Source organism: uncultured Oscillibacter sp. (assembly GCF_900544955.1).
Classification (GTDB): Bacteria; Bacillota; Clostridia; order Oscillospirales; family Oscillospiraceae; genus Oscillibacter.
Window position 1 is genome coordinate 1 of the sequence record NZ_UQXD01000005.1, and the last position, 21,990, is coordinate 21,990.

The following is a 21,990-nucleotide window of genomic DNA, read 5'->3' on the forward strand; positions in this document are numbered from 1 at the left end:
GGAGGGGTGCTCCCCCACCGGGGCGCCGCCGTCGTGGGCAGCCCCCTGCCGGGGCACCGTCAGCACCCGCAGCTCTCCGCCCCGGCGCAGCAGACTCTTGCAGTACTCCACTCCCAGGATGTTGTTGGGCCGCTCCAGCAGGGCCGCATCCTCCCGGGAGACCAGCCCCTCCGCCGCCCGCTGCCGGGCCGCGGCGAAACTGACGCCCTTTTCCAGCTCCCGCCGCAGCCGATGGGGAAAGTCCTCCCCTGTCAGCGCCCGGGCCAGGCGCCAGAGGGGCGCCGCGTCTCCGCACTCGCTGCCGAAGGCCAGGTCCGTCACCAGGCCCGTGGCCAGCAGGGCGGCCACGCCGCCGTCGGCAAACCGCTCCGCCGAGGAGACGGCCCAGGGCAGCCCCAGCTCCACCACCAGATCGGCGCCGCTGCGGACGGCGGCCTCCGCCCGGGCGTACTTCCCCACCAGGGCGAAGTCCCCCCGCTGGACGAAGCAGCCGCTCATCACGCAGAGTACGGCGGTATCCGCCCCCAGGCGCCGCCGGGTCTCCTCCATCAGGTGCACATGGCCGCTATGGAGGGGATTGTATTCTGTTATGATACCTGCAACCCGCACAGAATTCCTCCCCAACCGGTGACAAAAAGTGACAGTTTGGTGTCACGGCCCGCCGGACGCGCTCCCGCGCAGCCGCCGTAACGGTCGTATTTTATCATACCGGCGGCCCTTTTTCAAATGGAATCCCGGGGAAGGTGGGCCGGGCCCCGCCCGGGAAGACCCGCGGCCCGGAGCGCCGCCTCCCCGCCCCGGCGGCGGAGGCATTGTGCGACTCCTCCCTTTCCAGGCGGCCAAACCACGGCATTTCGGTAAAAATGGTGGTTGTAACCTGGAAAATCTCTGGTATAATGAAACTGTAATTTTCCGCCCGGTTGCGCGGACTTTGCTTTTATTTTATCTTGAGTTGCGGAAAACCCGCGGCGGTTTTCCACCAGAAGAAAAAGAGGAGACGTAAAACATGAACATTCTCGTCATCAACGCAGGCAGTTCCTCCCTGAAGTACCAGCTGCTGAATCCCGAGACCGGCGTCCTGCTGGCCAAGGGCCTGTGCGAGCGCATCGGCATCGACGGCAAGTTTACCTATAAGCCCCAGGTGGCCGGCAAGGAGACGCTGGACGCGGTGGACGTGGCCATGCCCACCCACTCCGAGGCCATTCAGACCGTGCTGGACGCCCTGGTGGACGCCAAGAACGGCGTGATCGGCTCCATGAAGGAGATCGGCGCCGTGGGGCACCGGGTGGTGCACGGCGGCGAGGCGTTCAACTCCTCCGTCCTCATCACCGACGCGGTTATGAAGGCCCTGGAGGACTGCATCCCCCTGGCCCCCCTCCACAACCCCGCCAACATCACCGGCATCAACGCCTGCACCGCCGTCATGGGCAAGGACGTGCCCCAGGTGGCCGTGTTCGACACCGCCTTCCACCAGACCATGCCCGCCAAGGCCTACATGTACGCCCTGCCCTACGAGTACTATGAGACCGACAAGGTCCGGCGGTACGGCTTCCACGGCACCAGCCACAAGTACGTGGCGGCCCGGGCCGCCGCCATGCTGGGCAAGCAGCCCCAGGAGCTGAAGCTGATCTCCTGCCACCTGGGCAACGGCTCCTCCGTCACCGCCATCGACGGCGGCAAGAGCGTGGACACCTCCATGGGCTTCACCCCCCTGGCCGGCCTGCCCATGGGCACCCGCTCCGGCGACCTGGACGCCGGCATTCTGGAGTTCCTGATGACCAAGTACCACCTGGACATCAAGGAGATGGTCTCCATCCTCAACAAGAAGTCCGGCGTGCAGGGCGTCTCCGGCGTCAGCTCCGACTTCCGGGACCTGGAGAACGCCTTCAAGGACGGCAACGAGCGGGCCGGCCTGGCGGTGGATATGTTTAACTACGGCGTGAAGAAGCTCATCGGCGCCTATGCCGCCGCCATGGGTGGGGTGGACGCCATCATCTTCACCGCCGGCGTGGGGGAGAACTCCGTCAGCCAGCGGATGGACATCGCCTCCGGCCTGGAGTTCATGGGCGTGAAGATGGATGCCGCCGCCAACAACGTCCGGGGCAAGGAGGTCGTCATCTCCGCCCCCGACTCCCAGGTGAAGGTCCTGCTGATCCCCACCAACGAGGAGCTCATGATCGCCATGGACACCGCCGCCATCGTCTCCGGCAAGTAATCCTCTCCAGATTCTGGGCGGGCCAAAAGGCCCGCCCTTTTTTATTCCCCGCAGGCCCTGGCCGGGAGATTGCACCGGGGCGGCGTTTGTGGTATGGTAATGGCAAATCCCCACATTCGACAAGGAGAATACCATGAAAATCGGACTGCAATTCGCCATGCCCGCGGAGCTTCACGCGCTGCCGGGGGCCAAGGCCCTGACCCCCTTTGAAACCGTCTCCGGCGTGCCCTTTTTCGAGATCGCGCCGGACATCCTGGCCTGCGCCGGCGGCGTCGGCAAGGTCAACGCCGCCATGGCGGCGGAGATTTTCTGCCTGCGCCACGGCGTGGACCTGATTCTCAACGCCGGCGTGGCGGGCTGCCTGACGGACCTGCCCACCGGGTCGCTGGTGGTGGCGTCGGAGTTCGTCCAGCACGACGTGGATACCACCGCCGTGGGGGACCCCATCGGCCTGGTGTCCACCGTGAACCAGGTGGCCTTCCCCACCTGGGAGCCGGAGCGGTGCACGGCGGCCCTGGCGGCCCTGGGCGTCCCCGCCGTCACCGGCCGGGTGGCCACCGGCGACTGGTTCGCCGTGAAGGGGGCGCGGGCCGCCCTCCTGCGGGACACCTTCTCCCCCCTGTTGGTGGAGATGGAGGGAGGCGCCATCGCCCAGGTGTGCCTGCGCAGCGGCGTGCGCTTTACCGCTTTGAAATCCGTGTCCGACCACCTGTTCTCCGACGGCCAGGCGGCGGAGTACTTCGACTTCGGCAGGGCCCTGGAGGCCCTGGGCGGCGTGGTGCTGCCCCTTGCCAAACGGCTGCAGGAGGTAGTTTGATATGGAGAAAATCGCCAGCTTCACCGTGGACCACAACCGCCTGCTCCCCGGCCTCTACTACTCCCGGCGGGACGGGGACACCGTGACCTTCGACCTGCGCTTCAAGCGCCCCAACACCGGGGACCTGCTGAGCAACCGGGAGCTGCACTCCGCCGAGCACCTCATCGCCACCCTCCTGCGGAATTCCGAGGACCGGGACGCCGTGATCTACTTTGGCCCCATGGGCTGCCAGACCGGGTTCTACTTCCTCTTCGACAACCGGCTGCTGTCCCTGGAGGGGGCCATCCTGCTGCTGCGGGAGGTCTTCACCGCCGCCGGGCGCTTCCAGGGGGAGATGCCCGGCAAGAGCCCCGCGGAGTGCGGGAACTATGCCAATCTGGACGTGGACGCCGGACGGGCGGTGTGCGGCTGGTACGCGGACCTGATCCGGGACTGGACCGTGGAACGGCTGTCCTATGACCAGGCGTGAGGAGCGGCAGCGGCAAAAGCGGGCCCTCCGCCAGGGCCGGGAGCGGCGCAGCCTGCGGCGGCGCCGGGGCCTCCGGCTGCTGTCCCACCTGTGCTTTCTGACGGGCGGCGCCGCCCTGGTGGCCGCCACCCTTCTCTGCTGCTTCTGGCTGTGGACCACCGCCTGGTCCGCGTGGGGAGCCGGCCCCAGGGGCACCTCCGCCTTTTGGGGGCGGCTGTGGCCTGTGGGCCCCTTTTTCGTCCGAACCCACGGCAATCTGGCGGTGGCCCTGCTCTGCACCGGCGTCTCCCTGGGGATGACCCCGCCGGTGGCCGTCCCCACACGCCTGCCCTGAGGGACCGCAACCAATCTTTGCGTGACAAAGGCCCCGGCCCGTGATAGGCTGGGGCCAGTTTTTATGAGAGGGGGCGCCGCCCATGGCATCCATTCCCGCCCACATCCGCCGCCTGCGCACCGCCCGGCACCTGACCCAGGAGCAGCTGGCGGAGCGGCTGTTCGTCACCCGGCAGGCGGTCTCCGCCTGGGAGACGGGCAAGGCCCAGCCGGACGTGGAGACTCTGGAGCGCATCGCCGCGGCCCTGGACGCGGAGCTGACGGAGGTCCTGTACGGTGCTGCCCGCTCCCCCGACCTGCGGCGGCTCCGGCGCCGCTGGCTGCTGACCGGCGGCGGAATGGCCGGTATCCTGGCTGTTTTTCTCTTTATATTGTTCATTTTCGACGTCTGGGGGACGGCCTTCGGCGGCCTCTCCTACCAGTTCTACGACCTGGACTACGAGCTCTCCTTCACGGAGGTCCCCGGGCGGTACGCCGTGACGCTGGACCTGCGGGACCCGGAGGGCAGCGTGGGCGCGGTGCTCTATGAGGACGAGACCGGCTGCCGCATCCGGGTGTCCGGCGTGGACGTCTCCGGGGAGGACCCCGGCGCCTGGCGGGTCTTCTTCCTGGCGGAGGGCGTCTGCCGCCAAAGGGGCGGCACCCTGGTGGCGGGGATGATGGAGCACCCCGCGGGAAAGCGCTCCGCCCTGGTGGGCGGCGGCGCCTCTGCCCAGCTCACCACCACGGTGGACGGCGTCTCCCGGCCCGGGGCGCCGGCGGGGGAAAACGGCCTGTCCGGAAATGACAAGGCCTTCGGCTACTACCTCTTCCGCAGCAGCGCCGCCTCCGGCCTGCCGGAGACCCGCCCCGCCGCCGTCACCCTCACGCTGGAGGGCCTGACCCGGCTGACCACCCTCCGCCGCTGAGGTCTCAGGACGGGTCCGGCGTCACGGTGAAAACCTCCTCGATGGGCACGCCGAAGACCTCCGCAATCCGCCACGCCAGCACCAGCGAGGGGTTGTACCGGCCCTTTTCCAGGTTGCCGATGGTCTCCCGCCGCACCCCCGTCAGCCGGGCCAGGTCCTCCTGCTTCAATCCATGCCGGGCCCGCAGCTCCCGGATCCGGTTTTCAATCATGGCCCAGCCCCCAGCTCTCCCGGAAGCCGTGGTAGGCGGAGCAGAGGGAATATACCGCCACCGAGACGCCCCAGCCCACAGCAAAGCCCGCCGCCATCGCCTGCCGTTCGGAGACGCCGCCCAGCAGCAGCGCCGCCGCCGTCACCGCCGCGGTGGCCAGCATCCCGGCGAAAAAACCGTTGGCCGCCGAGCGGGTCATGTAGGCCTCCAGCATCTCGTCGGAGGGGAGAAAGAAGTACTGGAAATGCACTGCAAACCCGAAGAAGCCCAGAAATCCCCGCTCCTCCGTCAAAACGCCCACAAACCCCAGCAGCGACACCAGCCCCATCAGGCCGTACAAATTCTTCTTTTTCATCGAGGACCTCCCCATTTTTGTGATGTATTTCGCATTTTATGATAGAAATATACCACACATCGAGAACATTGTCAAGCGGGGCGTCCGCTGCGGGAAATCCGGCGTTTTTCAAACTTTTTCCTCCAAAACCTGTTGACAAGCGCGGTTTTCGCTGATATACTTGATAAGCCGCTTTGAATGGGTCTAAAAAGTGTGCCCCGCGCACCGCCCCCGACAGCGAGCCCGTAATGAAGGAGTTGAAACAATTCATGAACGCAATCATCGTGACCGGCGGCAAGCAGTACAATGTGGCCGAGGGCGACGTGGTCTACATCGAGAAGCTGGACCAGGAAGCCGGAGACACCGTGAAGTTTGACCAGGTTCTGGCCGTCATCGACGGCGAGAAGGCCACCTTCGGCACCCCCGTTGTGGAGGGCGCCAGCGTGGAGGCCACCGTTGTCAAGAACGGCAAGGGCAAGAAAATCCGCATCTTCAAGTACAACGCCAAGAAGGGCTACCGCAAGCGCCAGGGCCATCGTCAGCCTTACACCAAGGTTGAGATCGCCAAGATCAGCGTCTGAGCATGACCACCATCACCTTCCGCATGGAGGGAGACCGGATCACCGGTTTTGACTCCAGAGGCCACAGCGGCTATGCCGAGGCGGGCGCGGACATCGTCTGCGCCGCCGTCACCAGCGCCATCCGCCTGGTGGAGGCCACCGTCAACGACGTGCTGGGCCTGGCGGCATCGGTGAAGGTCCGGGAAAGTGACGCGTCCATCTCCCTCCGCCTCCCCGGGGGCCTGGCTCCCACGGCGGAGAGCACCTGCCAGTCGCTTCTGACGGGGCTGATGGTCTACTTTGCCGAGCTTCACGACGAGTATCCCGGCAACATCGAAGTTTTGGAGGACGGCTGACGTCCTCTCCATCTAAAATCTGAAGAAAGGATGGTCCGTATCATGATTCGTATTGGTCTTCAGTTCTTCGCCCACAAAAAGGGCGGCGGCTCCACCAAGAACGGCCGTGACTCCGAGTCCAAGCGCCTGGGTCCCAAGCGCGCGGACGGTCAGTTTGTCAAGGCCGGCAACATTCTGGTTCGCCAGCGCGGCACCCACATCCATCCCGGTGTGAATGTCGGCATCGGCAGCGACGATACCCTGTTCGCCAAGGCGGACGGCGTGCTCCGTTTCGAGCGCATGGGCAAGGATCGCAAGCAGGCCTCTGTCTACGAGGCTGAGTAATCAGACGAGGAGAGCCCCGAACGCCACACGTTCGGGGCTCTTTTTCCAGGCAGGCGTCTGCATCCGAGGGCGCGGCGGACCGCGTTTTGGGATGCACACGCCTCAAACTCCCCATACTATCTCTGGAGGTGTTGTTCTCATGGCAACTGCATTCATCGACAAGGCCCGGATCACCGTGAAGGCGGGCAACGGCGGCAACGGCGTGGTGGCCTTCCACCGGGAGAAATACGTGGCGGCCGGCGGCCCCGACGGCGGCGACGGCGGCCGGGGCGGCTCCATCATCCTGCAGGTGGACGACAACATGTCCACCCTGATGGACTTCCGCTATAAGCGCAAATACGCCGCCCCCGCCGGCATGGACGGCCAGGGCGGCCGCCGCTCCGGCAAGGACGGGGCGGACCTGGTCATCCGGGTGCCCCGGGGCACCCTGGTCCGGGACGCCGAGACCGGCGAGATCATCAAGGACATGTCCGACAAGGAGCCCTTCGTGCTGTGCCGGGGCGGCCGGGGCGGCTGGGGCAACATGCACTTCGCCACCCCCACCCGGCAGGTGCCCCGCTTTGCCAAGGCGGGCCTCCCCGGCGAGGCCCACGACGTGGTGCTGGAGCTGAAGCTGCTGGCGGACGTGGGGCTCATCGGCTTCCCCAACGTGGGCAAGAGCACCCTGCTCTCCGTGGTCTCCAAGGCCCAGCCCAAAATCGCCAACTACCACTTCACCACCCTCTATCCCAACCTGGGCGTGGTGTGGGTGGACGAGGGGGTGTCCTTCGTCATGGCGGACATCCCCGGCATCATCGAGGGCGCCAGCGAGGGCGCCGGCCTGGGCCACGACTTCCTGCGCCACATCGACCGCTGCCGCCTGCTGGTCCACGTGGTGGACGTCTCCGGCAGCGAGGGCCGGGACCCGGTCCAGGACTTCGACGCCATCAACGCCGAGCTCTCCCAGTACAGCCCGGAGCTGGCCAAGCGGCCCCAGATCGTGTGCGCCAACAAGGTGGACATCTGCGAGGACCCGGAGAATCTGGAGCGGCTGCGCCAGCACGTGGAGGCCCAGGGCTACGCCCTGCTGGAGATCTCCGCCGCGGCCCACCAGGGCACCCGGCAGCTGGTGGGGAAGGTGGCGGAGATGCTGTCCGCCCTGCCCCCCGTCACGGTGTACGAGCCGGAGTATGTGCCCCGCCCGGCGGCGGTGGACACCTCCGCCCCCCTGGACATCCAGCGGGCGGACGACGGCACTTGGCTGGTGGAGGGCCCCTGGCTCCAGCGGCTCATGGGCAACGTCAACTTTGCGGACTACGAGAGCCGGATGTACTTCGACAAGACCCTGCGGGAGTCCGGCCTCTTCCAGCAGCTGGAGGAGCTGGGCATTCAGGACGGGGACACCGTCTCCATGTACGACTTCGAGTTTGAATACCAGCGGTAAACGCGGCACGCGGCGGGCTTTTGCCCGCCGCGTGTTTTATGCCTCTCCCCGGAGGAACGGCGGCAGCAGCCGCGGCAGTCCCAAAACCATCTCCCGCACCGCGCACAGCTTGTCGGCGCAGCACACCACGACCCCCTCCCGGAAGCGGGGCGGCACCGGGGTCAGGGGGAACATGTGCCGCCGGATGATGTCCGCCTCCACCCGGTTCAGGGCAAAATCCCGCGCTGCGTTCTCCAGCGCCCGCCGGGGATGGTAAAACCCGTGGAGCCGGTGGGAGGGCTCCCGGTCGTGCCAGTCGTAGAGAAAATAGTCGTGGAGCAGCGCCCCCCGGACCAGGCTCCGCCGGTCCAGCCGCAGCCGGAGCCGCCGGGCCAGCCACAGGCTGAGGAGAGCCACCCCCACGGAGTGGTCGTAGCAGTTCACGCCGCCGTGCTGGGGAATGTCCCGCTCCAGCGCCATCCGGGGCGCGCGCAGAATGTCCCCGCCATACGCCCAGAGAAGCTGCCGGTCCGTCATGGCGCCATCCCCCTTCCGCCCTGTTTTTCACACCCTGATGATAGCAGACGCCCCGCCGGATGTCCAGTGCCGCCGTGCCGGTTTTGCCCCCATAGGTTCTCCTTTTTGTTGTGGGAAATACAGATTTTTCCCATTCATTTTTGGCTGTTTCGTGAAAATATTTTTTTCCACTTGACAAAACGGGTCCCAATGGCGTACACTTGCGCCAAGTTCAAACGAACGAAACCGATGAAGCAGACGAGTACGCAGACTGAATTTCTCTCAGAGAGCCGCCGGCGGTGGGATGGCGGCAGAAACGACTTTGCGGAATGGACTGCCGAGGGCGGGCTGAACGGGACCTTCCCCAGTAAGCGCCGACGGGCTTTTCCCCCGTTATCAGGGAAAGACGTGTGTTGGCACGTCGCTAAGTGGGCGAGTTTCTCGTCAATTTTGGGTGGCACCGCAGAAGTTTTCAGACTTTTGTCCCAAAGGAACCTATTGGAGTAGGTCCTTGTGGGATGAAGGTCTTTTTTCATTCCCCGGGACCGCAGGACGCGAAAGGAGCACACAGATGACCACCGAAAAAATCCCCTACAAAATCTACCTGTCCGAGGACGAGATGCCCCGCACCTGGTACAACGTCCGGGCGGATATGAAGAACAAGCCCGCCCCCCTGCTGAACCCCGGCACCGGCGCCCCCATGGGCTACGAGGACCTGCGGCCGGTGTTTTGCGACGAGCTGATCCGCCAGGAGCTGGACAACGACACCCGGGAAATTCCCATCCCCCGGGAGATCCGGGACTTCTACAAGATGTACCGCCCCTCCCCCCTGGTCCGGGCCTACTGCCTGGAGGAGAAGCTCCAGACCCCGGCGAAAATCTACTACAAATTCGAGGGCAACAACACCTCCGGCTCCCACAAGCTGAATTCCGCCATCGCCCAGGCCTACTACGCCAAGCAGCAGGGCCTCACCGGCGTCACCACCGAGACCGGCGCCGGCCAGTGGGGCACCGCGCTGTCCATGGCCTGCTCCTACCTGGGGCTGGACTGCAAGGTGTACATGGTGAAGTGCTCCTATGAGCAAAAGCCCTTCCGCCGGGAGGTCATGCGGACCTACGGCGCCTCCGTCACCCCCTCCCCCTCCATGGAGACGGAGATCGGGAAGAAAATCCTGGCGGAGCACCCCGGCACCACCGGCTCCCTGGGCTGCGCCATCTCCGAGGCGGTGGAGGTGGCCGTCTCCCACCCCGGCTACCGCTATGTGCTGGGCAGCGTTTTGAACCAGGTGCTGCTGCACCAGTCCATCATCGGCGTGGAGGCCAAGACCGCCCTGGACAAATACGGCATCACCCCCGACATCATCATCGGCTGCGCCGGCGGCGGCAGCAACCTGGGCGGCCTGATCTCTCCCTTCATGGGCCAGAAGCTGCGGGGCGAGCAGGACTACCGCTTCATCGCCGTGGAGCCCGCCTCCTGCCCCAGCCTCACCCGGGGCCGGTTCGCCTACGACTTCTGCGACACCGGCATGGTATGCCCCCTGGCCAAGATGTACACCCTGGGCAGCGGCTTCATCCCCTCCGCCAACCACGCCGGCGGCCTGCGCTACCACGGCATGAGCTCCATCCTCTCCCAGCTCTATCACGACGGCTACATGGAGGCCGTCTCCGTGGAGCAGACCAAGGTCTTTGAGGCGGCGGAGCAGTTCGCCCGGGTGGAGGGCATCCTCCCCGCCCCCGAGTCCAGCCACGCCATCCGGGTGGCCATCGACGAGGCGCTGAAGTGCAAAGAGACCGGCGAGGAGAAGACCATTCTCTTCGGCCTTACCGGCACCGGCTACTTCGACATGGTGGCCTATGAGAAGTTCCACAACGGCGAGATGACCGACGCCGTCCCCACCGACGAGGAGCTGGCGGAGAGCTTCTCCCACCTGCCCCAGGTCCCCGGCCAGGGCTGAGCGTTCCCCTCTCATAAAGCAAGCAGCGGTGCTCTCGCACCGCTGCTTGTCTGTTTCCGCTTCGGAACTTCTATGCCTTGGAACTCAGCCGATCCAGGCGCAGAATCGGGCGACCATCGCCGCCACCTGGGCACGGGTTGCCGGACCGGTGGGGTCCAGGCGGCCGTCGGCCTTGCCGGTGAGGATGCCGCTGTCAATCGCCCAGCGCAGGGCGTCCGCCGCGTAGTCCGCCACCGCGTCCGCGTCGGGCTGGGTCAGCGCCAGGTTCGGCGCCGCCGGAGCACCCGCGTAGCGGTACAGCATGGTGGCCAGCTGCTGGCGGGAGATGACGGCGTCGGGGGCCGTGCCGTCGGAGATGCCGCTCTCCACCGCCCAGGCCATGCCCTGCTCCAGCGGAGAATCGCTGGTGTCGGCGCCGTCCAGACGGGCCATGACGGTCATCAGCTGGGCGCGGGTGGTGGGCGCCTCCGGCGTGAAGGTGCTGGCGCTGGTGCCGGTGAACAGCTCCCGGCTGGTCACAAAGGCCACCACGTCGCCGGCCCAGTAGTTCTCGGGCACGTCCGCAAAGTCCTTGCTGTTATCCACGATCTTCACCGTGGCGCTCTCCGTCAGCGTCAGCACCACGCCGTCCTCCGTCACCAGGGAGGTCTTCACGATCTCCTCCGTGCCGTCGGCCTTCACCAGCACCGCCACGGTGCCGGGAGTCACCTTCTCCACGGGGATCTCCACCTTCACGCCGCCGTCCCGCTTGGGCACGGTGACCGCCACGGCGGGGGCCTCCTCGGGATCGCTCACGCTGGGAACCTCCACGGGCAGCTTCACGGCCTCCCCGTTTTCGGCGGCCTCCCGGGCGGCGGTGCTGGGCACGGAGGCCTGCACCTCGGTGACGTTGCCGCTCTTGTCGGTGACGGTGGTGCCGGTGACGCCGCTCTCGGCCTTCACCGTCTCCTTCACCTCGCCGGTCTTCTTGTCCGTGACGGTGGTGACAGTGGAACCGTCGCTGTTCTTCTTGGTCTCGGTTTCAGTGGAGGTGCTGCTGCTGGAAGAGCTACCGCCTCCTCCGCCACCGCCGCCGCTGCTCTTGCGGTCCAGGGCCACGGTGATGGTCTCATCCGCCGCGGGCGTCACGGTGCCGCTCTTGGTGACATAGCCGCTGGCGCTGACGGTGTACGTATAGGTCTTGCCCTGCTCCAGGGTGTAGGTGCCGTCGGCACTGGGGGCGACGGCGGTCTCCCCGTCCTTCACCTCCACGGCGGCATCCGCCGGCGTCACGGAGAAGGTCACGACAGCCGTGGCGGGCGCGGCCTTGACGAGGGTCACGGTAACGGTTTTGTCCTCCGTGGCCGTCAGGGCGCCGGTCTCAGTGACATAGCCGTCGGCGCTGACGGTGTAGGCATACGCCTTGCCCTGCTCCAGGGTGTAGGTGCCGTCCGCGTTAGCGGGCACCACCGTCTCCCCGTCCTTCACCACCACAGTGGCCCCCTCCGGGGTCACAGCGAAGGTGACGACGCAGGTCAGGGGCGCCGTCTGGTTGACGGTGACGACGCAGGTTGCAGACTTGCCGCCCACGGCGGCCGTGATGGTAGCGGTACCCTCCGCCACGGCGGTGACAGTGCCGCTTGCCACCGTGGCAACCGCCGCATCGCTGGTGGTCCAGGTCACGGTCTTCTCCAGGGCGTCCTCGGGCGCCACGGTGGCAGTCAGCGAGGCGCTGCCGCCGGGGGCCAGCGTCAGGGTTGCCTGGCTCAGGGTCACGCCCGTGACCGCCTTGCCCACGGTGTAGACGCCGTCCTTCAGCACGGCGGTCAGTCCATCCGCCAAGTAAGGCGTGGGATCGGCAGCAAAGGTACCGCCGGAGATGGTAATCTGCTTCGCCATCTTCTCGTCAATTCTGAATGCACCAGTAAATTTGCCGTTTTCGATCTTCAAGGTGCTCTTGACGGGTTCGGCAAAGTCTCCCCAGAGGCCCAGCTCAATGATCCCGTCGATGGTACCGGTGGTGTTCACCGTCACTTGAGTACCCTCAGGATACGTCTTATTGGGCGCCCAGCAGACGTCAAAGGCCACCTTGCCCTCTGCGGCAATGATGTTGGTTTTGCCGGTGATGTTCACCTTACCGCAGTTGTTGCTGGAGACATAGGCCATATCGGCGCTGCCGATCAGGTTCATGTCTTTCAGGGTCAGGTCGCAGTAATTCTGAATCATGATTGCCGCAGTGTTCGACTGCATGGTGCCGTTCTGCATGATCACCGTGGCGCTCTTCTTGAGCTGGAAGGCATTGGTCTCCGTCCCGGTGGAGCCCACCAGCGGTTCATTCACCGTATAGGTGTGGCCGCCGAAGTCGATCTCTACCTTCTGCCCATCCTTAACCACATATCCGCTGCCGGTCTGGTCTTCCGTCAGGGTGACCTTGACATCCGCCCCGGCCGCCAGATACTTCAGGGCGCTCATGTTGTTGAAAGCGCCCTTCTTGATCGCCAGCGTGTAGGGAAGACCGCCGCCAAAGTATCCCTCAAAGGTGCCGCCGTTGACGGTCAGCGTACCACCCGGTTTATTACCGTCGCACCAGCCGACCAGGGATGCAGCTCGGAAGGTGCCGCCGTTGATGGTCATCTGCCCCTTGTCCGCGGTATCGCTCAGATACCCATTCGCCAGCAGGGGGTGCTCCTCAGAATTCAGCACGAAGTCACCGCCATTAATGACTGTGTCATGCCAGTTCATAATCACGGCGCCCACAGTATTGAAGAAGGAGCCGTCCTCAATCACCAAAACGCCGAAATCGTCGTTTTTGACCGTGTTCATGCCACCGTCGAAGATGCCGCTTTCAATGGTCAGCTTCACCGGGGCCGCGGAACCAGTCGGGTAGGTCTGTCCCAGGTCGTTGACCTTTTTCGCATCACCATACCAGCCGTTGTCGATCAGGCTGGACTTTCCCTCATTCGTGGTGGTGACCGTGGCGCCGTCGATGGTGATTTCACCCAGGTTCTTGATGGTGTACCAACTGGTATTGGTAAAGGTCCCGCCGTTCAGGTGGGCCACGCCATCCTGGTAGTTTGCCAAGGCGCCCTTGGACTCGGTCGTGTTTGCCACGGTGCCCTCACCGATGATGGTCAGCGTGCCGTGGTTCGAAATGGTGTGGTCGTCTTTGTTCGTCAGGGTCTTGCCACCCAGGTCCAGGGTGACGGTTTTCTCCTTGGGAATCGTGATATTCTCTGTCAAATTCTTGGCAAGAACCACCTTTTCGAGGTTCGGCATGTTCAGTACCGCTTCAAAGGTGTAGTAAGACCCGCCGTTATCCAGTTCTTTGCCGTTTTTGTCCACGACAGAAAATGCCGCTTCGCCCTCCGTTCCCGCCGCCATGGCAGAAACCGGCAGGCAGGTCGTCAGTAGGCAGATCGCCAGGAGGACGGCCCAGATTTTTCGCTGTGTTCGCATATCGCTCTCTCCTTCTTTGGCCGGGCAGTTGCCCGAATTTCCACCAGGAGACACAGGGGAGCGGGGTCCGCCCCCCAGTGCTCCGGCGGAAATAACAAACGCGGTGTATGAGTGTCCTCATACACCGCGTTCTGCCGCAAGGGCAAAATGCGTCACGCAACGAAATCAAGTGCCTTTGCGAAATCCGCTTGCAAGAAGCGGGCAAAGCCACTATAATAAACGTTACGGTGCAGCAAAGCTGCTGTGTACGAGTGGGATCGCACTCCTACGCAGGCCGTGGGGTGTTGGCGCACTCCGCGGCTGCCGCATTTATTATTTCCACTTTCATCTTAATCGCTTTTATGCGGAAATGCAAGAGGGATTTGCATTTTACCACCTGTCAATCCCTGTAAAACTTTGTCATTTGGAGACGAGGACGGCTGTTCAGCCGTCCCCGTTCTTTTTTTGCGCCCGCTTCTTTCGGGGCTTTTTCTCGCCCTCCTGTTGCCAATCCTCTAGCAGCACTTTCAGGTTGCTGCGGAACAGCAGCCCAATGGCGTAAAACAGGGCGTCCCGGGTGTCCTTCTCCATATCCTTCATGGCCCGGACCATGGCCCCCGCCGCCTTCAGCCGCTCCTCCTTCAAGTCCGTCAGCGTCTCCGCGCCGGAGGCGGACAGCACGGCGAACAATCCGTCCACAAACCGCTCCCGCTGGTCCAGAGGCATGTGGTGAATCCACTCCTTCAGCGTCAAGTCGTTCATCCGCCCCTGGCGGGTGATGCTGCGCAGGCGCACGAAGCGGTTCCCCAACACCGCCCAGGAGAAGCCGTCGTGCTGCATCAATCCCTGCTGGCTGCTGTCCACCACGATATAGTCCTCCTCGTGCTCCAGCAGCATTCCCACCACGGAGCTCTTGGGCACGATGCAGGTGATCCGGTCCGCCACCCGGCGGTGCTGGGGCAGATCCAGGATATCGTCGTGAAAGCCGGGGCCGTCGTTGGACCAGACGGCAAATATCCGCCGCTGCACGGCCGCCGGGCAGAACACCGCGGACCACACCGCCAGATTTCCTCCCTTGGAGTGGCCGCCCAGCCGCAGCTTTTTCCGGGGGTACTGCCGGGCCACGGTTTTTACATACGCCACCGCCAGCTTCTGGGCGGGGACCTCCGGCACGTAGGCCATGTTGAAGTCCTCCTTCCACCCTGCCAGGGTGTCGTCCGTGCCCCGGAAGGAGAGGTACAGCATCCCGTCCCCGGTCTCCACGGTGAGGGCGGCAAACTGCTCCGCCCGCTCCCTGTCCAGCCGGTCTGAAAAGCAGTTGAGCCCCATGTCCCGGAAGCGGTTGGAGATGGCCATCTTTCGCAGCATCTCCGGGATGGCGTCGGGCACCAGCACCCCCATGTCGATCTTCTCCCCGGCGGGGAAGCGGGAGAAATAGGCCTCTGCCGCCCGGCGCAGCGGCACGCTCCCCCCCTCGCCCGGCGGGGGCACGATGCCCCGGAAGTCCACAAAGGACAGCTCCGCCAGGATCAAATTGTCCACCTCGTTGAAGGGCGACTGCCGCAAGGTCAAGTCCCCCCGCCAGTCCAGGTAATCCAGCAAATTCGCCATGGTCCGTCCTCCCCGCCCGCAGGCTTTTCACTTCCATTATAGGCTACAGGGTTCCCCAAGACAAGAGGTCTATCCCCGGCGGCGGCCTCATAGGATGGGACATCACAACCGAGAGGTGGACGACATGACGACACAGACCCGAAACGAGGTGCTGCTGGAGGGACTGGCTCTGGCGGCGCCGGAATGGTCCCACGAAAATCACGGCACCCAGTTCTACCGCTTCTTTTTGCAGGTGCCCCGGCTCTCCGGCACGCCGGACGTGCTGCCGGTGCTGCTGCCGGACACCCTGCTGCCCCAGGCTGCGGCGGCGGGGCCGCTGCGCGTCCGGGGCCAGCTCCGCTCCTTCAACAACCGCACCGGCGTGGGCAACCGCCTGGTGCTGACGGTTTACGCCCAGGAGATCGCCCCCGGCGACGGGGAGTCCTGCAACCTGATCCGCCTCTCCGGCACACTGTGCAAGCCGCCGGTGTTCCGGCGGACGCCCCTGGGCCGCAGCATCTGCGACTTGATGCTGGCCTCCCCCCGGCGGTATGGCCGGGCGGACTATCTGCCGGTGATCGCCTGGGGCCAGCTGGCGGTGCAGGCCAGCCGCCTGCAGGTGGGGGACCCTTTGGCCCTGGAGGGCCGGGTCCAGAGCCGGAGCTACCACAAGGTTACAGACAGCGGCACGGAGGAGCGGGTGGCCTACGAGGTGTCCATGATGCATTGGATGGACGCCGTGGAAAGTGATACGCCATAAGATCGCTCTGTGGTTTCCATCCGAACATCTTAAAACCGCGGCTTCGTTTCATTTTCATAAAATCATCCATTTTCATTGACCAAGGCCACCGATTGTGTATAATGGATATAACTATCCAATATTTGGGTTTTCCAAAATAATACCGGGAGAGAGACAGGGAGAGATTGTATATGGAAGCACCCTCGGTACAATCCTTGGAGAGAGCGTTTTCTCTCCTAGAGGCTTTGGCAGAGAAACCCCATGGTGAAACTCTGGCGGCGCTTGCCGGGCAAACCGGTTTGAACAAGAGCACGGCACACCGCTTATTGGCCAATTTAATGAAGCTGGGATACGTCACACAAGACGAGGAAAGCCATCGGTACTATTTGACCATCAAGCTTTTCGAAATAGGCTCCGGCGTTGTACATAAAACCGATATTCTGCAATTTGCCAAGCCCTATTTGATCCGAGCCAGCCAAGTCATCGGCGAAGTCATCAATCTGGCAGTTCCCAACAACAACGACGTCCTCTTCATCTATGTGGAGGAGGGCGGCAAAAACGCGGCACGTGTGGCAAGTCATGTGGGAACCAGAAATCCGATGTACTGCACCGCCTGCGGCCAGGCAATTCTCGCCACCTATTCCGACGAAGAAATTGAAAAGTTCTGGAAAACCAGCAGCATTGTCAAATATACGAACAATACCATCACTGATTTTCAGCAGCTGATGACCCGCATTCAACTAGTCCGCAAAACCGGTTACGCAATCGAATGCGAGGAAAGCGAAAATGGGATCGGGTGTATCGCCGTGAGCATCATCGATTATTCCGGCAAGGCGCAGGGTGCCATCAGCGTATCCGCCCCCGCCAGTCGCTTAAACGAGGCATACATCCGCGTCGTCGCGGAGAGTCTGGTGGGTGTGGGGAAAAAAATCAGTATGCATTTCGGAAAAACCGAGTGGAAATAATTCATGCGTATTCTAATAGACGGCAGCGGGTCTGTGGGCATTCTCCACAGGCCCGCCGTTTTTTTGAAACGCTTTTTATATATTTATCACAAGTTCACTTTTCAATCTTTATAAAATCTGAAAATTGACAAATGCCCCTTCCCTTTCTATGATAAAAATAGAGTTTCGTATTGTGGATCGCATTTCACATTATGAGACGCAGAACATCCAGATATGGACATGGTGAAAGAGAGGGCGAGGACAATGGATTTTCAGGTCATCAAAGCGGAACTATACTCCGGGTTGCTTGCGGACATTCTCGACGAGATGGGGTACCGGAATCAAGCCATGCACTATACCATCCACCCGCTCAAAGAGGACGATGTCGTCGTCGGCAGGGCCTTTACCGTTTTGGCCACAGACGTGTACGATCAGCCGGAGGAGCCTTACAAGCTGGAATTCCAGGCTGTGGACAAGCTGTCCCAGGGAGACGTGTTGGTGGCCACCACCAACGGGTCCATCTGCAGCGGGTTCTGGGGGGAACTGCTCACCACCGCCGCGATGGGCCGGGGCGCGTCCGGCGCCGTGCTGGACGGTATGAGCCGCGACACGAGAGCCATCCGCAAACTGGCGTTCCCCCTGTTTCTGCGTGGGACAAATCCCTTGGATTCCAAGGGGAGAACGGACGTAATCGACTACCAATGCACGATTGAGTGCGGCGGGGTCACCGTACATCCGGGCGATCTCATCTTTGGAGACTACGACGGCGTGGTGGTGGTCCCCGCCGACATCGCCGAGGAGGTCGTGGAGAAGGCCTTTGAAAAGGCGGGGGCGGAAAACGAGGTGCGCGACGCGATTCGAAATGGTTTAAGCGCGACAGAAACGTGGAACACATACCACATCTTGTAAAACAACATAGAGAGGGGGAACGATCCATGAAGCGAATGCTTCCTTTGTTTTGCGCCATCTCAATCGTCTGCAGCGCCGTGACGGGCTGCGGACAGTCCGGCAGCCCTTCGTCTGCGGAAAATCTGGAGGACTTGGAGCCCATCTCCATCACCATCGCCCACAGTGAGGCAGCAGACGAAACCAACTATATCCACGGCGCCTCGGCAGCCTTCAAAGAGTATGTAGAGCGCGAGTCTCAGGGGAAAATCTCGGTGAACATCTCCCCCGGCGGGGCTTTGGGAGATGCCGACGCCTGCATGATGCAGGTTATGGCCGGCACACTGGAAATTGCCGGCTCCATCTCCGATGGTTCCTTTGCCGCGGTCTACCCTGACTACCTGGTGTTCTCCATTCCGTACCTGTTCAAAAATGACGCCCACGCACTCTCTGTGCTGCACGGCTCCTTTGGTAACAGTTTCTGGCAGGGCTTTACGGAAAAGACCGGCGTTCTTCATCTCGCCTCCGTCTCCGGCGGCTTCCGCTCCACGAGCAACAGCAAACGTCCCATCCGCACTCCGGACGATATGGCCGGTCTGAGCATACGGACGATGAATATGGCCGCCCACATGGAAATCATGAAAAATCTGGGCGCCAATGTCACTCCCATCTCCTGGACGGAGCTCTACTCCGCCCTGCAAACCGGGGTGGTGGATGGGCAGGAAAACGGCATTCCTTCCTTTGTCATGGGCAATCTCTACGAGGTGCAAGACTACCTGACGTTGGACAAGCATGTCTGGACAACCGATTCCTTCGTTATGAGCAAGCAGTGGTACGATTCCCTGCCGGTGGCCTATCAGCGCATCATCGACATGGGCGGTGCAAAGATGCAGGAGGTCGGACAACGCTTGGCAGACGTTCAGACGGAGATTGCCATGGACTATCTCCCCTCTGTGGTAGAGGTCTATGAGCCCAGCGACGAGGAGCTGAATCTGTTTAAGGACAAATGCCAGGATAAGACCATCGCATTCATCCGCGAAAACATCGATCATCCAGAACTGGTGGATGAGGTCCTCGCCGCCTCGGAGCAGGCCCTTGCAGGTCTTGGATACACAACCTAAATATCCGCGTCATCAACAGGCGACATGTCCCCGTGAAAAGTCCAAATTCACGGGGACATTTTCAAAAAGGGGGGAAATGCACGTGTTACACGTCTCCAGGATGCTGCAAGGGCTGACATCCCGCATAGCGTCTCTTTGCAGAATGATCAGCATTGTCATCATGGCGGTTTTATCTGTCCTGGTGTTTAGTCAGGTAATCCTGCGTTTTGTCTTTTCTTCCGGCGCAGCCTGGATTGAGGAATTCGCCATGATCTCTATGATGTGGGTCGCCTTTTTAGGAGGCAGCCTCGTATTCGCAGACCAATCCTGTATCTCTGTAACTATCTTGATTGAGCGGCTGCAGGAGAAAAACGAGCGGATTGTGCGGATGATATTTCATATTTTTGCGCTGGTGTTCTTCTGCTTCCTGCTTATCTACGGTGTTCAATTTGCGATTCTCGGTCTGAAAATGAAGTTTGGCGCCAGCGGCATCCCGAAATTCTGGTCGTATCTGTCGATTCCCGTAGGGGCGCTCTTTTCCATTCTCTTTGAACTGGACCATCTGCTGCGAAAGGCGTCGGGGCGCCAGGCAAATCCAGGAGGTGACAAGTAATGGGAATTGCTGCCTTGATATTTATCTTCCTCCTCCTGGCGATTCTGGGGGGCATCCCTGTGGTAGTGGGTCTGGGCCTTATCGGCAGTGTCTGGGTCCTTGTCTCGGGAAACAACCCCATGGCAATCATCTCCGCTTACTACGAGGGAATCAACAGCTTTGTTCAGCTGGCCGTGCCATTCTTCATTCTGGCGGGCGACCTGATGAGCAAATCAAAGATTACCGACAAACTGATCAACTTTGCAAAGCTGTTCGTGGGGCGGATTCGCGGAGGCACCGCCCACACCACCATCCTCACCTCCATGCTGTTTGCCGGCTTGACAGGCGCCGGCGTCAGCGACGTTTCGGCGCTTGGCCCCATCTTCATCCCCGCGCTGGAAAAAGAGCGATACTCCAGGGAATGGTCCTCCGCCCTGATCGCATGCGCAGCAATCATCGGTCCCACCATTCCGCCCAGCATCATCGCCGTGCTGTACGGTGCGGTTACGCAGACCTCCATCGGCGGTATGCTCTTGGCCTGCTTTATCCCAGGTATTTTATTGGGAATCTCCTTTATGCTGGTCGTCCGGCTCATGCGGAACAAACACAACCTGCCGGATGACAGACAGTTTATCAAGCTGAAGGAAGTCCCCGGCATCGTGAAGCAGTCCATTCTGGCGCTGCTGATGCCCATCATCATGCTGGGCGGAATTCTCTCCGGCATCTTCACCGCAACCGAGGCCGCGGTGGTCGGCGTGTTCTATGCCCTGGTGGTCGGCCTTTTCATTTTGAAGGGGATTACCGTCAAGGATGTGATGGACTCTCTGGGCACCACGGCAAAGACCTCCGCGGACATGTATCTTCTCATGTCCTCCGGCGCCATCATCACATGGATGATGGCCCGCGCCGGCATTCCGGGTCAGCTGACGCAGATGCTGCTTGGAATCAACGATTCTCCGGCATTTATCTTCGCAGTGGCAATCCTGCTCATTCTCTTCCTGGGCATGTTTATGGACAATGCGGTCGCTATGATCTTGGTCGCCCCCATTTTAGCGCCAATTGCCCGCACCGTGGGGATCCACGAACTGCAATTCGGCGCGGTTATGGTAGTCGCTTTGAACATTGGATTGATCACGCCGCCCTTCGGCATGTGCCTGTTTGCCTCCGCGCAGGTTTCCAAGGTCAAATTTGAGAAAATGATCCCTTACGTCTGGCCGTTCCTGTTTGTCAGCATCCTGGTCATGATCCTCATGGCCTGTGTGCCCGAAATTTGTCTGCTCCTTCCGCGTCTGGGCGGATTCATCTGATCACGAGGAGGTTCCACCATGTATCAAATACTTATTACCGGCCTCGGCGCTGGAATCCGGTACTGTGAGGACGACCTCATGGCCTTGCAGGATATCGGGACCGTTACCGTTCTCCAGGATCTCACCCGGGAGGAACTGCTTCAGCAGGCAGAGCACGTGGATATCATTATGACCGATGTGACAAAAATCGACCGGGAGGTCATGGAAAGGGCCAAACACCTGCGGCTGATCGTGGAACACGGCGTTGGCTACGACAACATCGACGTGGCCTGCGCGACGGAGCGAGGAATTCCGGTCTGCAACACCCCGGAGGTATACACCAAACAGGTGGCGGAAATGGCGCTCACCCTGCTGTTTGCCTGTGCAAAGCGCCTCTGCCCGGCGGCCAAGGCGGTGGCGGAAACCGCTGTATGGGACAGTTCTCCCTATGACTGCCAAAACATCAGCGGCAAGACACTGGGAATTATTGGGTGCGGCCGAATCGGATCGGCATTTTTGAAAATGATGCAAAGCTTCGATCTGCGCATTCTGGTGGACGATCCCTATGTCCCCGCATCGCAGATCCGGGCGCTTGGAGCGGAGCCGGTCTCTCTGGATCTGCTGCTGAAACAGTCGGACTTCATCAGCATTCATACGCCAAAAACTCCGGAGACGATTCATCTGTTGAGCGGCCGGGAATTCTCCCTCATGAAAAAGGGCGTCATCCTGGTGAATACAGCCCGCGGGGGGATTGTGGACGAGCAGGCCCTCGCGCACGCACTGGACACGGGAATCGTCTCCGCCGCCGCGCTGGATGTTTTGGAGCATGAGCCGGAGACCGCCAAGAGTCCGGTATTCCGCAATCAAAAGGTGCTTCTGACGCCGCACATGGCATGGCGGTCGGAGACCTCCATCGCGAATGTAAAGCGACAGAGCATGGCAAACGTCAGGGCATTTCACGAGGGTCACCCGATCTTTGTGTGCAATCCCGAGGTTTTGAAACATGGGAAGCTGTCATGATATGCGCCGGTGCAGCGCGGA

At 62.1% G+C, this 21,990-nt stretch carries 23 protein-coding genes and 1 other annotated feature; of the genes, 17 read left to right on the forward strand and 6 right to left on the reverse strand.

Features of this window, described 5'->3' with window-relative positions:
* On the reverse strand, positions 1–609 hold a 609-nt coding region (locus QZS21_RS02100; RefSeq protein ID WP_295579666.1), incomplete at its 3' end, for a nucleotidyltransferase family protein.
* A 397-nt stretch (positions 610–1,006) separates the two neighbouring features.
* Here QZS21_RS02100 and QZS21_RS02105 point away from each other — a divergent pair.
* From QZS21_RS02105 to QZS21_RS02125, 5 genes are all read left to right on the forward strand, one after another.
* Positions 1,007–2,215: an acetate/propionate family kinase gene (locus tag QZS21_RS02105; protein WP_295579669.1), complete on the forward strand. Its 1,209-nt coding sequence runs from the start codon at positions 1,007–1,009 to the stop codon at positions 2,213–2,215.
* Between the two features lie 133 nt (positions 2,216–2,348).
* On the forward strand, positions 2,349–3,032 hold the full coding sequence (locus tag QZS21_RS02110; RefSeq protein ID WP_295579673.1) for a 5'-methylthioadenosine/S-adenosylhomocysteine nucleosidase: 684 nt from the start codon (positions 2,349–2,351) through the stop codon (positions 3,030–3,032).
* A 1-nt stretch (position 3,033) separates the two neighbouring features.
* Positions 3,034–3,501: an S-ribosylhomocysteine lyase gene (locus QZS21_RS02115; RefSeq protein ID WP_295579676.1), complete on the forward strand. Its 468-nt coding sequence runs from the start codon at positions 3,034–3,036 to the stop codon at positions 3,499–3,501.
* The gene (locus tag QZS21_RS02120; protein ID WP_295579678.1) at positions 3,488–3,835 is read left to right on the forward strand and encodes a hypothetical protein; all 348 of its coding nucleotides are present in this window, start codon (positions 3,488–3,490) and stop codon (positions 3,833–3,835) included. Before QZS21_RS02115 ends, QZS21_RS02120 begins: the two co-directional genes overlap by 14 nt.
* 82 nt (positions 3,836–3,917) lie before the next feature.
* Positions 3,918–4,742, forward strand: a complete 825-nt coding sequence (locus QZS21_RS02125; RefSeq protein WP_295579681.1) for a helix-turn-helix transcriptional regulator — start codon at positions 3,918–3,920, stop codon at positions 4,740–4,742.
* Positions 4,743–4,746: 4 nt separating this feature from the next.
* Here the strand turns inward: QZS21_RS02125 and QZS21_RS02130 are convergent, their stop codons facing one another.
* Together QZS21_RS02130 and QZS21_RS02135 are read right to left on the reverse strand one after the other, a co-directional pair.
* Positions 4,747–4,953, reverse strand: a complete 207-nt coding sequence (locus tag QZS21_RS02130; protein WP_295579683.1) for a helix-turn-helix transcriptional regulator — start codon at positions 4,951–4,953, stop codon at positions 4,747–4,749.
* On the reverse strand, positions 4,946–5,308 hold the full coding sequence (locus tag QZS21_RS02135) for a DUF3796 domain-containing protein (RefSeq protein WP_295579684.1): 363 nt from the start codon (positions 5,306–5,308) through the stop codon (positions 4,946–4,948). Before QZS21_RS02135 ends, QZS21_RS02130 begins: the two co-directional genes overlap by 8 nt.
* Positions 5,309–5,556: 248 nt before the next feature.
* Between QZS21_RS02135 and rplU the strand changes: the two genes are divergently transcribed.
* The 4 genes from rplU to obgE all read left to right on the forward strand — a co-directional run bounded on the left by rplU (position 5,557) and on the right by obgE (position 7,950).
* Positions 5,557–5,868, forward strand: a complete 312-nt coding sequence (rplU, locus tag QZS21_RS02140; protein WP_295579686.1) for a 50S ribosomal protein L21 — start codon at positions 5,557–5,559, stop codon at positions 5,866–5,868.
* 2 nt (positions 5,869–5,870) lie between these two features.
* Entirely contained in the window at positions 5,871–6,203 is a 333-nt protein-coding gene (locus QZS21_RS02145; protein WP_295579688.1) for a ribosomal-processing cysteine protease Prp, read from the forward strand.
* 42 nt (positions 6,204–6,245) lie between these two features.
* Positions 6,246–6,527 (forward strand): 50S ribosomal protein L27, encoded by a 282-nt coding sequence (rpmA, locus tag QZS21_RS02150; RefSeq protein ID WP_295579690.1) that lies wholly within the window; start codon positions 6,246–6,248, stop codon positions 6,525–6,527.
* Positions 6,528–6,666: 139 nt separating this feature from the next.
* Complete coding sequence (gene obgE, locus QZS21_RS02155; RefSeq protein ID WP_295579692.1) at positions 6,667–7,950, forward strand: GTPase ObgE; 1,284 nt, start codon at positions 6,667–6,669, stop codon at positions 7,948–7,950.
* A gap of 36 nt (positions 7,951–7,986) precedes the next feature.
* On the opposite strand, the gene QZS21_RS02160 is transcribed toward obgE, so the two are convergent.
* On the reverse strand, positions 7,987–8,466 hold the full coding sequence (locus QZS21_RS02160) for an HD domain-containing protein (protein ID WP_295579695.1): 480 nt from the start codon (positions 8,464–8,466) through the stop codon (positions 7,987–7,989).
* A 219-nt stretch (positions 8,467–8,685) separates the two neighbouring features.
* Positions 8,686–8,936, forward strand: a binding site (T-box leader).
* Positions 8,937–9,016: 80 nt separating this feature from the next.
* On the opposite strand from QZS21_RS02160, the gene QZS21_RS02165 reads away from it, so the two are divergent.
* Positions 9,017–10,399 carry a TrpB-like pyridoxal phosphate-dependent enzyme gene (locus tag QZS21_RS02165; protein WP_295579697.1) on the forward strand — a complete coding sequence of 461 codons (1,383 nt, stop codon included), beginning with the start codon at positions 9,017–9,019 and terminating at the stop codon, positions 10,397–10,399.
* A gap of 84 nt (positions 10,400–10,483) precedes the next feature.
* Here QZS21_RS02165 and QZS21_RS02170 read toward each other — a convergent pair whose 3' ends face one another.
* Both QZS21_RS02170 and QZS21_RS02175 read right to left on the reverse strand, forming a co-directional pair.
* Positions 10,484–13,834: an S-layer homology domain-containing protein gene (locus tag QZS21_RS02170; RefSeq protein WP_295579699.1), complete on the reverse strand. Its 3,351-nt coding sequence runs from the start codon at positions 13,832–13,834 to the stop codon at positions 10,484–10,486.
* Positions 13,835–14,257: 423 nt separating this feature from the next.
* Positions 14,258–15,424 (reverse strand): DUF2974 domain-containing protein, encoded by a 1,167-nt coding sequence (locus QZS21_RS02175; protein ID WP_295579701.1) that lies wholly within the window; start codon positions 15,422–15,424, stop codon positions 14,258–14,260.
* A gap of 94 nt (positions 15,425–15,518) precedes the next feature.
* Here QZS21_RS02175 and QZS21_RS02180 point away from each other — a divergent pair, with 94 nt between their 5' ends.
* From QZS21_RS02180 to QZS21_RS02210, 7 genes are all read left to right on the forward strand, one after another.
* Positions 15,519–16,163: a single-stranded DNA-binding protein gene (locus QZS21_RS02180; protein ID WP_295579702.1), complete on the forward strand. Its 645-nt coding sequence runs from the start codon at positions 15,519–15,521 to the stop codon at positions 16,161–16,163.
* A 170-nt stretch (positions 16,164–16,333) separates the two neighbouring features.
* Positions 16,334–17,107, forward strand: coding sequence for an IclR family transcriptional regulator (locus QZS21_RS02185; RefSeq protein ID WP_295579703.1), 774 nt, complete (start codon positions 16,334–16,336; stop codon positions 17,105–17,107).
* Positions 17,108–17,320: 213 nt separating this feature from the next.
* Entirely contained in the window at positions 17,321–17,995 is a 675-nt protein-coding gene (locus QZS21_RS02190; protein WP_295579706.1) for an RraA family protein, read from the forward strand.
* Between the two features lie 26 nt (positions 17,996–18,021).
* Positions 18,022–19,092 (forward strand): DctP family TRAP transporter solute-binding subunit, encoded by a 1,071-nt coding sequence (locus QZS21_RS02195; RefSeq protein ID WP_295579708.1) that lies wholly within the window; start codon positions 18,022–18,024, stop codon positions 19,090–19,092.
* A 142-nt stretch (positions 19,093–19,234) separates the two neighbouring features.
* Entirely contained in the window at positions 19,235–19,684 is a 450-nt protein-coding gene (locus QZS21_RS02200) for a TRAP transporter small permease (RefSeq protein ID WP_295579710.1), read from the forward strand.
* The gene (locus QZS21_RS02205) at positions 19,684–20,970 is read left to right on the forward strand and encodes a TRAP transporter large permease (protein ID WP_295579712.1); all 1,287 of its coding nucleotides are present in this window, start codon (positions 19,684–19,686) and stop codon (positions 20,968–20,970) included. The genes QZS21_RS02200 and QZS21_RS02205 overlap by 1 nt, the downstream gene beginning before the upstream one ends.
* An 18-nt stretch (positions 20,971–20,988) precedes the next feature.
* Positions 20,989–21,969 carry a hydroxyacid dehydrogenase gene (locus tag QZS21_RS02210; protein ID WP_295579714.1) on the forward strand — a complete coding sequence of 327 codons (981 nt, stop codon included), beginning with the start codon at positions 20,989–20,991 and terminating at the stop codon, positions 21,967–21,969.
* The last annotated feature ends 21 nt before the right edge of the window (positions 21,970–21,990 follow it).

Excerpts from the sequence above, each read along its gene's own strand:
- rpmA (WP_295579690.1), top strand. The coding sequence starts at position 6,246 with ATGATTCGTATTGGTCTTCAGTTCTTCGCCCACAAAAAGGGCGGCGGC.
- QZS21_RS02200 (WP_295579710.1), top strand. The coding sequence starts at position 19,235 with ATGATCAGCATTGTCATCATGGCGGTTTTATCTGTCCTGGTGTTTAGT.
- QZS21_RS02110 (WP_295579673.1), top strand. The coding sequence starts at position 2,349 with ATGAAAATCGGACTGCAATTCGCCATGCCCGCGGAGCTTCACGCGCTG.
- QZS21_RS02145 (WP_295579688.1), top strand. The coding sequence starts at position 5,871 with ATGACCACCATCACCTTCCGCATGGAGGGAGACCGGATCACCGGTTTT.
- QZS21_RS02205 (WP_295579712.1), top strand. The coding sequence starts at position 19,684 with ATGGGAATTGCTGCCTTGATATTTATCTTCCTCCTCCTGGCGATTCTG.
- QZS21_RS02175 (WP_295579701.1), bottom strand. The coding sequence starts at position 15,424 with ATGGCGAATTTGCTGGATTACCTGGACTGGCGGGGGGACTTGACCTTG.
- QZS21_RS02115 (WP_295579676.1), top strand. The coding sequence starts at position 3,034 with ATGGAGAAAATCGCCAGCTTCACCGTGGACCACAACCGCCTGCTCCCC.
- rplU (WP_295579686.1), top strand. The coding sequence starts at position 5,557 with ATGAACGCAATCATCGTGACCGGCGGCAAGCAGTACAATGTGGCCGAG.
- QZS21_RS02180 (WP_295579702.1), top strand. The coding sequence starts at position 15,519 with ATGGGACATCACAACCGAGAGGTGGACGACATGACGACACAGACCCGA.
- QZS21_RS02125 (WP_295579681.1), top strand. The coding sequence starts at position 3,918 with ATGGCATCCATTCCCGCCCACATCCGCCGCCTGCGCACCGCCCGGCAC.
- QZS21_RS02120 (WP_295579678.1), top strand. The coding sequence starts at position 3,488 with ATGACCAGGCGTGAGGAGCGGCAGCGGCAAAAGCGGGCCCTCCGCCAG.
- QZS21_RS02165 (WP_295579697.1), top strand. The coding sequence starts at position 9,017 with ATGACCACCGAAAAAATCCCCTACAAAATCTACCTGTCCGAGGACGAG.
- QZS21_RS02160 (WP_295579695.1), bottom strand. The coding sequence starts at position 8,466 with ATGACGGACCGGCAGCTTCTCTGGGCGTATGGCGGGGACATTCTGCGC.
- QZS21_RS02210 (WP_295579714.1), top strand. The coding sequence starts at position 20,989 with ATGTATCAAATACTTATTACCGGCCTCGGCGCTGGAATCCGGTACTGT.
- QZS21_RS02135 (WP_295579684.1), bottom strand. The coding sequence starts at position 5,308 with ATGAAAAAGAAGAATTTGTACGGCCTGATGGGGCTGGTGTCGCTGCTG.
- QZS21_RS02185 (WP_295579703.1), top strand. The coding sequence starts at position 16,334 with ATGGAAGCACCCTCGGTACAATCCTTGGAGAGAGCGTTTTCTCTCCTA.
- obgE (WP_295579692.1), top strand. The coding sequence starts at position 6,667 with ATGGCAACTGCATTCATCGACAAGGCCCGGATCACCGTGAAGGCGGGC.
- QZS21_RS02190 (WP_295579706.1), top strand. The coding sequence starts at position 17,321 with ATGGACATGGTGAAAGAGAGGGCGAGGACAATGGATTTTCAGGTCATC.
- QZS21_RS02105 (WP_295579669.1), top strand. The coding sequence starts at position 1,007 with ATGAACATTCTCGTCATCAACGCAGGCAGTTCCTCCCTGAAGTACCAG.
- QZS21_RS02170 (WP_295579699.1), bottom strand. The coding sequence starts at position 13,834 with ATGCGAACACAGCGAAAAATCTGGGCCGTCCTCCTGGCGATCTGCCTA.
- QZS21_RS02195 (WP_295579708.1), top strand. The coding sequence starts at position 18,022 with ATGAAGCGAATGCTTCCTTTGTTTTGCGCCATCTCAATCGTCTGCAGC.
- QZS21_RS02130 (WP_295579683.1), bottom strand. The coding sequence starts at position 4,953 with ATGATTGAAAACCGGATCCGGGAGCTGCGGGCCCGGCATGGATTGAAG.